This is a genomic window from Neoaquamicrobium sediminum (assembly GCF_040970315.1).
Classification (GTDB): domain Bacteria; phylum Pseudomonadota; class Alphaproteobacteria; order Rhizobiales; family Rhizobiaceae; genus Aerobium; species Aerobium sediminum.
Map to the genome: position 1 here is coordinate 754156 of NZ_JAZHFV010000006.1, position 12904 is coordinate 767059.

Genomic DNA, 12904 nt, shown 5'->3' on the forward strand with positions numbered 1-12904 from the left:
TCAGGCGGCCAGCAGGCGCTCCACCGCCGCGCGGTCGAGCCCTTTCAGGCCGATCACGACGAGCCGTGTCGCCTTCTCTTCGCCGGCTTCCCAGGCGCGGTCGTAGTGATGCGAGACGCGCGGCCCAACAGCCTGTACCAGCAGGCGCATCGGCTTGCCCTCGACATGGGCGAACCCCTTCAGGCGCAGGACGTTCTCAGCCTCAGCAGCGCTTGCAACCTTGCGGGCAAGCTCCTCGGGGCTTGCGATCGCCGGAAGCTCGATGACGAAGGAGTCGAAATCGTCGTGCTCGTGATCTTCCTCGTCATCGTGGTGCGTCTTGCGGTTCTCAATGTCGTCTTCGACGGCGAGGCCGAGACCGAGGACCGCTCCGGCATCAATGCGGCCGTTTGCGACGGCTACGATCTTGACCGCGCGCGGCAGGTGCTCGGCCACCGCTGCTTCGGCCCGGCGTCTGGCGGCATCGTCCAGCAGGTCGCTCTTGGACAGCACGATCAGGTCCGCGCAGGCGACCTGATCCTCGAAGACTTCCTCTACCGGGTCTTCGTGGTCGATCGATTCGTCCGCGGCCCGCTGCTGTTCGAGCGCGTTGCGGTCGCCGGTCACCTCGCCCGCGGCAAGCGCGGGTCCGTCGACGACCGCCACCACGCTGTCCACCGTGACGCGGTTGCGCACGGCAGGCCACTGGAACGCCTGCACCAGCTGCTTGGGCAGGGCGAGGCCCGACGTCTCGATCAGTATGTGGTCGACCTGCGTGCCGCGCGACAGGATCTTGTCCAGAGCCGGCACGAAATCGTCGGCGACGGTGCAACAGATGCAGCCATTCGCCAGTTCGACGATGTCCTCCTCGGAGCAGTTCTCGACGCCGCAGCCGCGCAAAATTTCGCCGTCGATGCCAACATCGCCGAACTCGTTGACGATGACGGCGAGTTTCCTGCCGCCGGCATTCTCGATCAGGTTGCGGATAAGCGTGGTCTTGCCGGCGCCGAGAAAGCCGGTGATGACCGTGCAGGGGATGCGCTGGACCGAAGTGTTCATTTGAGATCCTGAAGGTTGGCTGCTGTGGGGACGCGGGCGATGAGGCCGCGCTTGAGCGCTTCGGGCCGATTGCGGAACGGCATGAAACCATCGGATGAGCCGGCAAAGAGCTCCGCGCCCGCAACGAGGTCTGCGGCGTTGTCGGTGTCGAGTTCACCGAAGATGTAGCTCCACGAGCCGGCGCGCAGCACGGCGGCGCTCAGGCCTCGCTTGCAGTTGCCGAGACAGGCGACCTGCCTGACGTCGACCGTGCTGTCTGCTGCGGCCTCGCGGGTGGCGTCGGCCAGCGCCGATCCGGGTCGTGGAAAGGTTTCGGCCGGCGTGCCTGGATAGCGGCAGGAACTGCAGACGATGATGGTGACCGCGGACGCGGTCTCGCTATCTGCCGAAGAGGCATCGAGGTCCGGCTTCAACTCGCCGGAAATTATGTCCGTCACATTGCGCTCCTTGCCCGGGAACACCCGCCGGGCGGTCAGGATTGGGTCTGCGACGGCAGGTCTCCTGGCTCACGGATCGCTGCTCCTGCCGCCTTCCCGAAGCACCCGCTTCAGTGGCATTCGACAGGAACTATCCGTCTACAGTTGCGGGGACAGCTACGGATTTGCCCGAAAGCGCACCGTATTCCCTCTTAGCCTGTCACCTCGCGGCGACAGGACCGTCGGCGTCCATTTAGGTCGCCCGAGGTAAGGCTGTCAACGCGGCTCGATTGAAGGTTGCGGCAGCCGATGATTGCGCTATGGTGAATACGTCGTCGGTTCCCGCAAGGGACCAGAGGGAATGCGGTGAGGGCCAACAGCGCCCGATTCCGCGGCTGCCCCCGCAACTGTAAGCGGAGAGCCTTTCCCCAAAAGCCACTGGAGCATTCGCTTCGGGAAGGCGGGGAAGGGCTGTGACCCGCGAGCCAGGAGACCTGCCGCCGGCCATCGAAACACGTTCCCTCGGGTGGAGGGGAAAGGACGAATCATGGCTACTTCATCTGGTGCAATTGCTGCGACATCGTCGCAGTCGCGCCTATTGCAACTCTCGCTCGCAGGTTTTCTAGGCCTTTTCATCACCGGCTTTGTGGGCTTCTCCCACATGGAGGTGGTGCACAATGCCGGCCACGACTACCGCCATTCGATGGCATTTCCCTGCCACTGAGACGAGAGTTAAGCCATGACCATTTTTCGTAACGTCGTGTTCGTCGCGGCGCTCGCCGGCCTGCTCGCAGGTCTCGTCATGACTGCCATGCAGGTTGCCTTCACGGTTCCCCTCATTCTCCAAGCCGAAGCCTATGAAGGCACCGGCGAAGAAGGTGCTGCGGCTGAAGAATCACACGATCACGGTGCAGCCGGGCACAGCCATGGCGACGAGGCCTGGATGCCCGCCGACGGGCTGGAACGAACCCTCTACACCGCCCTTGCAGCCATTGTGACCGGCATTGGCTTCAGCCTGCTGCTGGTTGTTGGATCCGAACTGGTTGGCGGGATCGCCGGCTGGCGGCAGGGACTATTCTGGGGGTTCGCTGGTTTCTCGGTGTTCACGCTTGCGCCCGGACTAGGCCTGCCGCCCGAACTGCCGGGCATGCCTGCCGCCGATCTCTTCGCGCGGCAGGCATGGTGGATCGGTGTCGTCATTGCCACGGCCGGTGGCCTCGCGCTTATCGCGCTGACGCGGTCGGCGGCGCTGGCGGCCCTGGGTGCCGTGCTGATCGTGCTGCCGCACGTCATCGGCGCTCCGCAGCCGGAGAGCCACGATACGCTGGTCCCGGCCCATCTCCACCACAGCTTTGTTGTGGCGGTGACCGTGACCAACCTCGTCTTCTGGCTGGCTCTCGGCGCCATGGTTGGCGTGCTGCGGCCGCGTTTCGCGCAGGGGCTCGGCGAGCCGCAAAGCAGCCTTGCCTGACCCGACTGGTACGCTGACTTTCGTCCTCGGCGGCGCGCGCTCGGGAAAGAGCCGCCACGCCGAGGAACTGCTGTCCGCAGAACCCACACCGTGGACCTATATCGCTACGGCGCAGGCCCTCGACGCGGAAATGGCGGAGCGGATCGCCCATCATCGCGCGCGCCGAGATTCTCGATGGCACACCGTCGATGCGCCACTGGACCTCGTCGACGCGCTGGAAGCGTTGCCCGGGGGTCGTCCGGTTCTTCTGGATTGCCTGACCCTGTGGCTGACGAATGTGATGCTGGCCGAGCGTGACGTCGAGGCCGAATCGCAGCGGCTGGCTGATGCCCTCGCCAGCCCGCATGGGCGCTGGGTTGTCGTCGCAAACGAGGTCGGGCTCGGCATCGTGCCGGACAACGCGCTTGCGCGCCGGTTTCGCGATGCTGCAGGTCGCCTCAACCAGATGGTTGCGGCGCGCGCTGATAGCGTGGTCTTCATGGTCGCCGGCCTGCCGATGAAAGTGAAGTGATGCGCGAGATCGACGAAAAGCAAGCCGAGCGCCACAAGGCCAAGATGGAGAAACGCAAGGCCGTGCAGGACGCCGAGGTCGCCGGCAAGACGGTCGAAAAGGGTCTTTTGGTCGTCAATACCGGGCCGGGCAAGGGCAAGTCGACTGCGGCGTTTGGCCTTGCCTTGCGCATGCTGGGACACGGTCGGCGGGTCGGTGTCGTGCAGTTTGTCAAGGGCGCATGGAAGACGGGCGAGACGCAGGCGCTCGAGCGCTTCGGAGACATGTTCGTCTGGCACGCGATGGGGGAGGGGTTCACCTGGGAGACGCAGGATCTCGCCCGCGACGTGGCCGCGGCCGAGCGCGCATGGGCGAAGGCGCAGGAGATGATGGCCGACGAGAGTTTCGGCCTAGTAATCCTCGACGAGCTCAACATCGCTCTGCGCTACGACTACCTCGACCTCGGCAGTGTCGTGGCTAACCTGAAGGCGCGCCGGCCGGACCTGCATGTCGTCGTCACCGGACGCAACGCAAAGCCCGAACTCGTGGAGGTGGCAGACCTCGTCACCGAGATGGGGCAGGTCAAGCACCACTTTGCCGCCGGCGTGAAGGCGCAGGCGGGCATAGAATTCTAGAGAGCCAGCACACTTGCGGCGCCTACGCCGGCGAGGCCGATCAGCAGCGCGTCGGCTGTCCGGTAGAGTCGCAGGGCGCGGCGGATATCGGCAGCGTCGGCTTCGCGGCGGCCGCCTTCGCCCATGAAGACGTCATCGACCAGAACGCCGCCATAGGAGCGCGGGCCTGCCAGTGCGAGGCCGAGCGCGCCGGCCATCGCGGCTTCCGGCCAGCCTGCGTTGGGCGACTTGTGACGCCGCGCATCGCGCCGGACCGCCCGCCATGCGCCCGACGGCGAAGCCCCCGGAAGCAGGGCGGCGGCGGTGCAGAAAAGCAGCGCGGAAAGCCGCGAGGCCGGCAGGTTGACCAGATCGTCGAGCCGCGCCGAGACCCAGCCGAATGCAAGGTGGCGTGGTGTCCTGTGGCCGATCATGCTGTCGGCAGTGTTGATTGCCTTGTAGGCAATGCCGCCGGGAAGCCCGGCAAGGGCCAACCAGAACGCCGGCGCGACCACGCCGTCGGAGAAATTTTCCGCAAGACTCTCGATTGCGGCACGGGAGACACCGGCTTCATCGAGGCTCTGCGGGTCGCGGCCGACGATATGCGAGACGGCTTCGCGGCCGGCCTCCAGCCCGCCGGCCTCGAGTGCGTCGGCAACTGCCTCGACATGCGCCGCAAGGCTGCGCTGGGCCAGCAGGCTGCTGGCGAGCACTGCAAGCAGCAAGAAGCCGATCCAGCCGGCAAGAAACCATTGCAGCACCAGTCCTGTCCCGACCGAAATCACAACCAGCAAGAGCAGCGCCACGATGCCCGCCATCCGGCGGGTAGACGGCGGATCCACGTCGCGATTGAAGCGCCTGTCCATCCATGAGATCAGTCGACCGACCCACGTCACCGGGTGTCCGATTGCGCGAAACAGGCGGTCGGGATAGCCGACGGCGGTTTCGAATAGCAGGGCAAGGAAAGCGATCAGGACGAACATGACGGCAGGCGGCTTTGATATGGCATCCGGGGCGGTGGAACATGGCGGCAGCCTGTCGCGCGCCGAGCGGCTCTATCCCGGCGCGCCGAAGCCTTGGCTCGACCTGTCCACCGGCATCAACCCGCACTCCTATCCGCTGTTCGAGCTGCCCGCCAGCGTCTTTGCACGTCTACCCGAGGAAAGCCGCGCCAATGAACTCGCGGCGGTGGCGGCCGAGGCTTATGAAGCGCCGTCCGCAGCGTTCATCGCCGCGGCGCCGGGCACGCAGGCCCTGCTGCCGCTGGTAGCCGGACTGGTGCGGCCCGGCAGGGCGGCCGTGCTGTCGCCTACTTATGCCGAACACGCGCGCGCGGCGGCGCTGGCTGGCCACGCCGTCGTTGAAGCGCGGGATTTCGATGCCCTGTTCGAAGCCGACGTCGCGATCGTCGTCAACCCGAACAATCCGGACGGGCGTGTCTGCCTGCGAGACGACTTGCTTCGACTGGCCGCGCACCTTCGAACCAGAGGCGGTTTGCTGGTTGTCGACGAGGCGTTCATGGATGTCGGCCCCCGCTATCAGAGCCTTGCGCCGGAGGTCGAGGCGGGCGGCATCGTCGTTCTGCGCTCGTTCGGGAAGTTCTTCGGCCTTGCCGGCATCCGCCTCGGTTTCGCACTAGCAGAACCGAAGCTTGCGGAGGACCTGCGCCGCCGGCTCGGCCCTTGGGCGGTCTCTGGTCCGACGCTTGAGATCGGGCTGTGCGCGCTTGCCGATACCGGTTGGCAGGAGGCAATGCGCGAACGGCTCCGGATGGACGCCGATCAGCTTGATGCTTTGCTTGGCCGGCACGGGTTGGCCGTTTCTGGCGGCACCGATCTCTACCGCTTCGTGCGCGTGCCCGGTGCGGGGGCTGTTTGCGCGGCACTGGGCCGACAGGGCGTGCTGGTACGCAGCTTCGATTTCGACGAGCAGGCCCTGCGCTTCGGCCTGCCGGGAGACGAGCCAGCATTCCGCCGCCTCGGCGATGCGCTGGCAACGGCCGTCGGGCGGACCGAACATGGTTAAAGCTCGGATTCAGTGATTGTTGGTGATTTTTCGTTAAGCGTGACTGGAGGCGGGCAGGGCGGCGCGTTCCCTTGCCTGCAAACTCCAGTTTTGTGTGCGAGTTTTCATGCGTCCTTTCCGACCTACCGCGATGTTTGCGGCACTTCTCGTCCTGGCCGGCTGCTCCACGGGTTCGACCATCGATGCGCTGCAGTCGATCAAGCCGTCGAATGAAACGACCAGCTCGATCGTGCGCCCCGTGACGCCGCAGACCGCCGTCGGCGCCACCGCGGCGGCTTATCCTGACGCATCTCCGGCGGCGATCGCCGCGCTGAATGAGCCGGATAGGATCGACACCCCGGCCATGCAGCAGGTGGCAATGGTGGCGCCGCAGTCGAGGCCCGCAGCGCCGCCTGCCTCCGGCCCGCGCCCCAAGGTGATCTCCCAGCGCTTCAGCGATGCCAAGCCTATGGACTTCGGCAAGATCACGCCGCAGCACCATCTGGTGCACGGCGTCGACGTCTCGCGCTGGCAGGGCGACATCGACTGGGCGCGGCTGCGCAGCCAGGGCGCAAATTTCGCATTCATCAAGGCCACAGACGGCGGCGACCATCTCGATCCGATGTTTGCCAAGAACTGGAAGGGCGCAGCGGATGCCGGCATCAAGCGCGGCGCCTACCACTTCTTCTACTGGTGTCGCACGGCCTCCTCGCAGGCTGACTGGTTCATCCGCAACGTGCCGCGGGAGGCAGGCGCGCTGCCGCCGGTGATCGATGTAGAATGGAACCACCAGTCAAGCTGCAAGCAGAAGCTCTCGCCGCAGCTCGTGCGTGAAAAGATGCAGGTCTTCATGGATCGGCTGGAGCGCCATTACGGCCAGAAGCCGATCATCTACGTGACGCCCGACTTCTATGAGGACAACCTCAAGGGTGCGTTCAACGGCTATCCGTTCTGGCTGCGCTCGGTCGCGGCCCACCCGTCGAAGCGCTATCCCGGCCGTGAATGGGCCTTCTGGCAATATTCCGGCACCGGGCTGTCCAAGGGCGTCAAGGGCGAGATCGACCTCAACGTCTTCAATGGCGACGTCGCAACCTGGTATCGCTGGCTGGGGCGCAACGTCCACGGCACCGCGATGGCGCGAAACTGATCCTCGCCGATCTTTGACAACACACAAACCGCCCGGCAGTGCCGGGCGGTTTTTCGTTGTCAATCCCGATCAGTCCTTGCTGCGGGGACCATCGCCACGCTTGCCGGCGCGGTTGGGGCGATCGTCCGACGTCACCTTGCCGTCTTCGTTGCGGTCCATGCGGGCGAAGACCCGCTCGGCGCGCTCGCTCAAGCCGGCGGTAAACTCGTCGGCCGTCAGCTCGCCATTGCCGTCGGCGTCCATCGCGTCGAAGCGGGCGGACGCGCGATCGCGGGCGAAGCCGGAGAAGGCATCGAGATCCATGCCCTCGCGCATCATGGTGCGGAACTGCGCGTGCATCTGGCGCATCTCCTCAGGCATCTCCGCGCGGCGCTCGGCCCGGCGTTCGCGATGCTCGGCGAAACGCTCCATCCGGCCCGTGGCGCCAGCCTGAAACTCCTCGGGCGAAATCATGCCGTCGCCGTCGGTGTCGAGGCGTGCGAAGCGTTCGCTCGTCCGCTCCTGCATGCGCTCGGCGCGCTGCTCTTCGCTGAGCGGCTGCCGGCGCTCGCCGCGCTCCGCACGTTCGCCATGCTTGCGCCAGCCGTGGCGGCCTTCGTGCTTAACGATGCCGTCCTCGTTCGGCCCCATGCGTTCGAACCGCGTCTGCGCGCGCTCCGCTGCGGCGGCCAGCACGTCGTCCTTCGTGACGATGCCGTCGCCGTCGGCATCCAGCGCCTCGAAGCGGGCCGTGGCGCGCTCCTGCATGAGATTGGCGAGGGCTGCGACGTCCATGCCGTCGCCGGCGATCAGCGCCCGCATCTCGGCGCGGAACTCTCCTCGGCCGTTGCGCTGATCGGGTGTCTCGGCCTGCGCCTGGGCGACGGCCGCGCCGGATGCGGCGAGCGCGATGATAATGAGTTTTTTCATGGGGTGGCTTCCTCGTTGCTGTGTCCCTGCCGGCGATGATGCGGGGGCGAACATTACGGCGCGCTTTCGGGGAGATTAATTCTGCGTAATGGAGAGCCGGCGTCGAGGGGCGTGCGCGGCCGCTCTGCGGATTGTGACCGAATCATGGAACCGGCCTCGTCCGGCTGCATTGATTGATCACCAGCTAATGGAGAGGCATCGTGAAATCACTTCTGGCAATCGCGACGGGGTTTCTGGCTACCCTGGTAGTTTTCGGCAGCGGCATCGCGCTCGCCATGTTCGTCATGATGCCGATGCCCGATGGCCGGCCCGATGCCAAGGGCGAGGATGTCGCGTCCGTCTGGAGCAGCATCCCCCGGCAGGTTGAGCGCGGCGCCCAGGGGTTCGAGCGGATCGCGGCTGTCGTGCCCGCCGATGCGGTCGATGTGAAGGCGGTCGACACGGATGATGTGGTTGCCCCGGCTGCAGGAGACGTATCCACCGACATGATCACGACGGCGAGCCTGCAGGGCGACGACGATCCGATCACCGACGACGATGCCTATCGGCTGATGGACGCCCATGTCGCGTGGTGCCATGAGCGCTATCGCTCCTATCGCGAGGCCGATAACAGCTATCAGCCCTATCGTGGTGGCCGTCGCGAGTGCGTCTCGCCCCATCTCGACGAGCTCACGTTCGCCCAGGGCGACGCGCAGACGGTAAGCGTGGCCGGCTACGTTGCCGATGAGGGCGTGGGGTCCGCGGCGAGCGACCCGTGGCGGGAGCTGGGCCTGGTCGACATGTCGCCGGCCCATATCGACGACTGCTTCCGCCGCTATCGCTCCTACCGGGTGGAGGATAACAGCTACCAGCCCTATGGCGGCGGCCCGCGCCGACAGTGCCAGTAGGAGCTAGCGTACACGATCCCCGACCCCCGTGCCTTTCTTCCGCCATTCTGGCCGCGATAGTTCGCACGGCGGGATCGAGGAGAGGGTTGAACGATCATGAAGGCGGCTCGCGCGCTGCGCGCTTCATTGCTGGCGGCGGCGCTTGCCGCATCGACCCTGCCGGCGCCGGCGCAGGACTGCTGCGACCCGGCCGGGCCGTTCCGCAAGGGCGAGGCCTATGCGGACGAGCCGGCGACCTGCGAGACGATCGGCGACTGGATCGACCGCGTGCCGGACTATGACGGGCGGCTCACCATGTCGATCCGCGGGGCGCTCTCGGCGGTGGAGACCGACGGCACGCTGGCCTACCTCATCATGTGCGAAGCGCCGGGCGTGCGGGTACTGTGCGTGACCTATTCCACCAACGACATGCAGCCCGGCGACGTGGTGCTCTTCGGCGGCGGCTATGCGCCGGTGGACGAGAGCCGGGTGATGCTCGACCCCTGCCTTGCCGGCGCGGGGTAGGGGCAGCCTCATTTGCGGCGCTGCGGATGGATCGTCTCCCCACGTTTCAGCATCTCGACCAGCTCGGCGATCTTGCGCCTGCGGCCGGCCTCCGTCTTCATATTGTGCGTGCGGAAGGCGAGCGCGAAGCGGTTCTGCGCCGTCAGCGTCGCCAGCATGTCGCGCGCGCGGGGCTCGGCATCGATCGCCGCCTGCAGGTCGTCCGGTATCGTCATCTCGCGGCTGCCGGCATAGGCGCGGTCCCAGCGCCCGTCGGCCTTCGCCGCCTCGACATGGGCGAGGCCGTGTTCGGTCATGCGGCCCTCCGCGACAAGGCGGGCGACGTTGTCGACATTGATCCTGCTCCACACGCTCTTGCGGCCGCGCGGCGTGTAGCGCTGGAGGAAGCTCCGCTCATCGAACCCCTTGCGGATGCCGTCGATCCAGCCCCAGCAGAGACACGCGTCGATCGCCTCCACCGGCGTGATCGAGGGCAGGCCGGAACCCTTCTTGTGAACCTTGATCCAGATCTCGTCGGCACGGTCGTGATTCTCGCCGAGCCAGCGATAGAAGCTGTCGGCATCGGGAAATTCGCGGATCTTGGCGGGGTCGACATGGACGGGCGGCATGGGGCGCAACCTATCGCCTTGCGGTTCGAGGGGGAAGGCATGGCTGTCAGGATGATAGCCGGCGCGCTTCATCGTCGCCGGGTCGCTGCCGCGCCCGGGCGGTTCATGGTTTTGCCGCTGTCGTGATCGTGCCTGCGGGTATCGAGTGCCGCTGCCGCGCGTCATGAGGTGTCGGCCGGCTCCAGCGCCCAGAACGCGAGGCCGTGGACGGTGTCCAGCACCGCGTGGACCTCGTGGGCCCAGCCGTTGCGGCGGGCGGGTTTGAGGCCGGGCGGGCGGCCGGGGCGCAGGGCGGAGACGCGGCCGATGCGGCGGGACGCGCCGCTTTCGAGGCGCCTGCGGCGCGCGTCGCGGGCAGCGCGCCAGCGCGCGAAACGGGTTGCCTGTCGCGGCAGGTCGTCGAGGGCGCGGCCGAGTGCCGCAAGCCGCGAGGCGAGGCGGGTCGCGCCGACCCTATCGAAATCGTTCGGGGGCTGCGGGATGGGCGCAGGCTGGGTGAAGCCGGGAAACGAGATGCGGGGCATGCCGGCCGCAGCATTGCACTGACGCCGGTTCCAGCGCGGCAGCGGATCGAAGAGCGGCAGGCAGAGCGGGCGTGTGTGCCGGGGTGCCGCAACGGCTGCGCCGCCGCGTGCGGCGGACCGCCTTCCAAGGCGTGGCGCGGAGGGCGGTGCTGCGAGATCGCGCGCGACGATGATGACCAGCCGCCGCGCGGCCGCTTCCGCCGGGCGCAGCAGGGCAAGCACCGCGCGGTGGAGATAGCGGGGCAAAGTGGGGCGAGCCCCGGCCATGGCCTCGGGCGTTCGTTCGCCCGACAAGCCCGTTTCGGGACTTTTCGTTCCGCCAAGCGGACCGCTTCCCACCATGGCGACGAGCATGGCGAGCACCCGCCTGAGCGCCTCGCGGTTCGTCTCGATCGCAGCATTCCAGTCCATCGTGCCCTCCGCTCGGTCGGGCAGGATCGTGCGGGTCTGGAGGGGCGTGGATAAGTTTTCCGACGTGGGTGCGGCACCGCCGGCCTCGGGAGGTCTTTCGGTGCCGGAGCGCTGTCGTTGCGGTGTGGGAAAGGTCGTTCTCCCGGGATATTGGGAAGGTGTACTTGCGCTGTGTGGGGGAGCAACCGATGAGATGAAAGGCGATGCTGGAGGGATAAGCTGGCTTTCCAGGAGGAGATGGATTAAATGGTGTGGGGCTTGGGACATATGGTGGCATGAGGGGCGGCGCGATGACCGTTTAAGCTTCCATTTCGGTCGTTCAGGAAGCGCCGACCGCCACCCGAAACTTGGATCTACTAGGTTCCATGGGGGACAGAGCCAAAGTTATTAGCCGACTGGCAATTTTTGGGCCGGGTTGCGTACCAGACGATGCCCTATAGGATCTGCGCTCAGCTTCCCTGCTCCGCCGCTGACCCGAGGCACGCCTCTAAAAGAATCCTTAGGTCTGTCGCGACCTCGACCCCGGCAGGAATTCGATAGGTGTTTAGCAACTTGTCGTCTTGTCCAGACTCTTTCACTACCACTTTCAGTTGGCCCAGCAACTTCTTGCCCTTAACAGTCGTAGGCGTCGCACCGCCGGCATCATTCCAAAGCGCCACTGAGTTAGGAGAACCGCCGTCGGGATAAAGCTCCCGGTTGACTAGCTTACGCTTGTCCAAAAACGTGTCCTTCGCCCTCGAGATTCTCGCTGCGGCGACGCTTCGCCATTCCTCTGCAGTTTCGACTGGGACGCCGTATAAAGCAGAGAGATAGTCTGCCGCACAAAAGTAAGCCTCGACGTCGCTCGCGGCCGTCACCCATGGGAAGGTGCCATCGGTCTTGAACCGATCCGCCCACATTCCAGCTTCGGCGCTCGTCATAAAGTCGCCGTCGCGGTGAATGATGGCCTTGATTTTAAGCTCACCATCGACAAGCAGCCCGCTCAACAGCTTGTCCTTAGGAAGATTGTCGATACCAAAGCATCGACAAACGGCGAGTTGCCTAGCCAGCGCGGGCCACTGCCGGAGGATCGCCCTCAGTGCTGTGTCGTCTTCATCCTCGACGAAGAACAGCGCCGCCTTGTCTAGCCCACCCCAGCCAAGTAAGCGACGGATGGCTTCACCATCATCGGTCTCGACCTTACCCTCGTTCATCCAGACCAGCTTCGCTGCCGGACTCGCGCCGCGCGCTATGTGTGGGCTATGCGTCGTCAGAATGATCTGGGTGTCGGTTTCCGCAGCGGCGGACTCCAATGTTTCAATCAAGCGTTCCTGCTTATCTGGGTGGAGGTGGGCATCGGGCTCATCGATGAGCATTATCTTCGGTTCGAACAAAATTAGGTAAGCAAAGATTTGGATGACCTGAAGCAGCCCGGTGGCGGCAGTTTCCAATGGCCGGTCTTGGCTGTCGAGGCCCGGTGACGAGTAGGTCGCCGAGATATGATAGTCCTCACGTTCGTCGAAGGAGACGTTGACAGTGATCCCTGGATGCACCTTAGCGACATATTGGTTCAGCCTTTTAAGACGCTCGATGCCAGCCGACTCATCGGGATCGTTCAACCGGCGGCTACGCAGATTGAGGAGTATGTTTCTCATCACTCCCCCAGCGTCACCGCTCGCCGCCTGTCGACGAAGCGATGGCTGCGCAAGAATGCTCTCACGCTCGGACAGTCCCGCCAGTCCGGGAATGTAAGTGGTGATGAACTGAAAACGCTGCTTGTAGGGAGTGACGGTGTTGCCGCCTTGAACCGCCCCGGGTTTGCCGGAGGCCGTTTCTTTTGAGTCACGCGGCCATGGCTGGTTCTTCCAGCATGGCGTAGTAGCGTTCCTCGGCTTCCGCCGG

General features: G+C 65.5%; 15 protein-coding genes and 2 riboswitches. Of the genes, 8 read left to right on the forward strand and 7 right to left on the reverse strand.

What is annotated here, in order from left to right:
• On the reverse strand, positions 1–1038 hold the full coding sequence (cobW, locus tag V1479_RS20385) for a cobalamin biosynthesis protein CobW (RefSeq protein ID WP_368804554.1): 1038 nt from the start codon (positions 1036–1038) through the stop codon (positions 1–3).
• The gene (locus V1479_RS20390) at positions 1035–1475 is read right to left on the reverse strand and encodes a DUF1636 family protein (RefSeq protein WP_368804555.1); all 441 of its coding nucleotides are present in this window, start codon (positions 1473–1475) and stop codon (positions 1035–1037) included. Before V1479_RS20390 ends, cobW begins: the two co-directional genes overlap by 4 nt.
• 37 nt (positions 1476–1512) lie before the next feature.
• Positions 1513–1713: riboswitch (cobalamin riboswitch) on the reverse strand.
• A gap of 60 nt (positions 1714–1773) precedes the next feature.
• Positions 1774–1970, forward strand: a riboswitch (cobalamin riboswitch).
• A gap of 31 nt (positions 1971–2001) precedes the next feature.
• On the opposite strand from V1479_RS20390, the gene V1479_RS20395 reads away from it, so the two are divergent.
• Genes V1479_RS20395 through cobO form a run of 4 tightly spaced genes read left to right on the forward strand, consistent with a single transcriptional unit; the run spans position 2002 to position 4050 of the window.
• Positions 2002–2178 (forward strand): CbtB domain-containing protein, encoded by a 177-nt coding sequence (locus tag V1479_RS20395; RefSeq protein ID WP_368804556.1) that lies wholly within the window; start codon positions 2002–2004, stop codon positions 2176–2178.
• 15 nt (positions 2179–2193) lie between these two features.
• On the forward strand, positions 2194–2925 hold the full coding sequence (locus V1479_RS20400; RefSeq protein ID WP_368804557.1) for a CbtA family protein: 732 nt from the start codon (positions 2194–2196) through the stop codon (positions 2923–2925).
• On the forward strand, positions 2918–3436 hold the full coding sequence (gene cobU, locus V1479_RS20405; RefSeq protein WP_368804558.1) for a bifunctional adenosylcobinamide kinase/adenosylcobinamide-phosphate guanylyltransferase: 519 nt from the start codon (positions 2918–2920) through the stop codon (positions 3434–3436). The genes V1479_RS20400 and cobU overlap by 8 nt, the downstream gene beginning before the upstream one ends.
• Positions 3436–4050: a cob(I)yrinic acid a,c-diamide adenosyltransferase gene (cobO, locus tag V1479_RS20410; RefSeq protein ID WP_368804559.1), complete on the forward strand. Its 615-nt coding sequence runs from the start codon at positions 3436–3438 to the stop codon at positions 4048–4050. Before cobU ends, cobO begins: the two co-directional genes overlap by 1 nt.
• Here cobO and cbiB read toward each other — a convergent pair.
• Positions 4047–5012 (reverse strand): adenosylcobinamide-phosphate synthase CbiB, encoded by a 966-nt coding sequence (gene cbiB, locus V1479_RS20415; RefSeq protein WP_368804560.1) that lies wholly within the window; start codon positions 5010–5012, stop codon positions 4047–4049. The two genes, cobO and cbiB, sit on opposite strands and share 4 nt — an antisense overlap.
• Positions 5013–5031: 19 nt before the next feature.
• On the opposite strand from cbiB, the gene cobD reads away from it, so the two are divergent.
• Entirely contained in the window at positions 5032–6054 is a 1023-nt protein-coding gene (cobD, locus tag V1479_RS20420) for a threonine-phosphate decarboxylase CobD (protein WP_368804561.1), read from the forward strand.
• 106 nt (positions 6055–6160) lie between these two features.
• Entirely contained in the window at positions 6161–7180 is a 1020-nt protein-coding gene (locus V1479_RS20425; RefSeq protein WP_368804562.1) for a GH25 family lysozyme, read from the forward strand.
• 69 nt (positions 7181–7249) lie between these two features.
• Here V1479_RS20425 and V1479_RS20430 read toward each other — a convergent pair whose 3' ends face one another.
• A complete protein-coding gene (locus tag V1479_RS20430; protein WP_368804563.1) occupies positions 7250–8089 on the reverse strand; it encodes an EF-hand domain-containing protein in 840 nt (279 codons plus the stop codon).
• A 200-nt stretch (positions 8090–8289) separates the two neighbouring features.
• Between V1479_RS20430 and V1479_RS20435 the strand changes: the two genes are divergently transcribed.
• Positions 8290–8976 (forward strand): BA14K family protein, encoded by a 687-nt coding sequence (locus V1479_RS20435; protein WP_173191899.1) that lies wholly within the window; start codon positions 8290–8292, stop codon positions 8974–8976.
• A gap of 96 nt (positions 8977–9072) precedes the next feature.
• The gene (locus tag V1479_RS20440) at positions 9073–9480 is read left to right on the forward strand and encodes a hypothetical protein (protein WP_368804564.1); all 408 of its coding nucleotides are present in this window, start codon (positions 9073–9075) and stop codon (positions 9478–9480) included.
• A gap of 8 nt (positions 9481–9488) precedes the next feature.
• Here the strand turns inward: V1479_RS20440 and V1479_RS20445 are convergent, their stop codons facing one another.
• The 3 genes from V1479_RS20445 to V1479_RS20455 all read right to left on the reverse strand — a co-directional run.
• Complete coding sequence (locus V1479_RS20445; protein WP_368804565.1) at positions 9489–10088, reverse strand: YdeI/OmpD-associated family protein; 600 nt, start codon at positions 10086–10088, stop codon at positions 9489–9491.
• A 161-nt stretch (positions 10089–10249) separates the two neighbouring features.
• Positions 10250–11023 (reverse strand): hypothetical protein, encoded by a 774-nt coding sequence (locus V1479_RS20450; RefSeq protein WP_368804566.1) that lies wholly within the window; start codon positions 11021–11023, stop codon positions 10250–10252.
• Between the two features lie 449 nt (positions 11024–11472).
• Positions 11473–12904, reverse strand: a 1432-nt coding sequence (locus V1479_RS20455; protein WP_368804567.1) for an ATP-dependent nuclease, incomplete at its 5' end; no start/stop codon positions are given.

Excerpts from the sequence above, each read along its gene's own strand:
- cobD (WP_368804561.1), top strand. The coding sequence starts at position 5,032 with ATGGCATCCGGGGCGGTGGAACATGGCGGCAGCCTGTCGCGCGCCGAG.
- V1479_RS20440 (WP_368804564.1), top strand. The coding sequence starts at position 9,073 with ATGAAGGCGGCTCGCGCGCTGCGCGCTTCATTGCTGGCGGCGGCGCTT.
- V1479_RS20430 (WP_368804563.1), bottom strand. The coding sequence starts at position 8,089 with ATGAAAAAACTCATTATCATCGCGCTCGCCGCATCCGGCGCGGCCGTC.
- V1479_RS20400 (WP_368804557.1), top strand. The coding sequence starts at position 2,194 with ATGACCATTTTTCGTAACGTCGTGTTCGTCGCGGCGCTCGCCGGCCTG.
- cobW (WP_368804554.1), bottom strand. The coding sequence starts at position 1,038 with ATGAACACTTCGGTCCAGCGCATCCCCTGCACGGTCATCACCGGCTTT.
- V1479_RS20395 (WP_368804556.1), top strand. The coding sequence starts at position 2,002 with ATGGCTACTTCATCTGGTGCAATTGCTGCGACATCGTCGCAGTCGCGC.
- cobO (WP_368804559.1), top strand. The coding sequence starts at position 3,436 with ATGCGCGAGATCGACGAAAAGCAAGCCGAGCGCCACAAGGCCAAGATG.
- V1479_RS20425 (WP_368804562.1), top strand. The coding sequence starts at position 6,161 with ATGCGTCCTTTCCGACCTACCGCGATGTTTGCGGCACTTCTCGTCCTG.
- cbiB (WP_368804560.1), bottom strand. The coding sequence starts at position 5,012 with ATGTTCGTCCTGATCGCTTTCCTTGCCCTGCTATTCGAAACCGCCGTC.
- V1479_RS20450 (WP_368804566.1), bottom strand. The coding sequence starts at position 11,023 with ATGGACTGGAATGCTGCGATCGAGACGAACCGCGAGGCGCTCAGGCGG.
- V1479_RS20445 (WP_368804565.1), bottom strand. The coding sequence starts at position 10,088 with ATGCCGCCCGTCCATGTCGACCCCGCCAAGATCCGCGAATTTCCCGAT.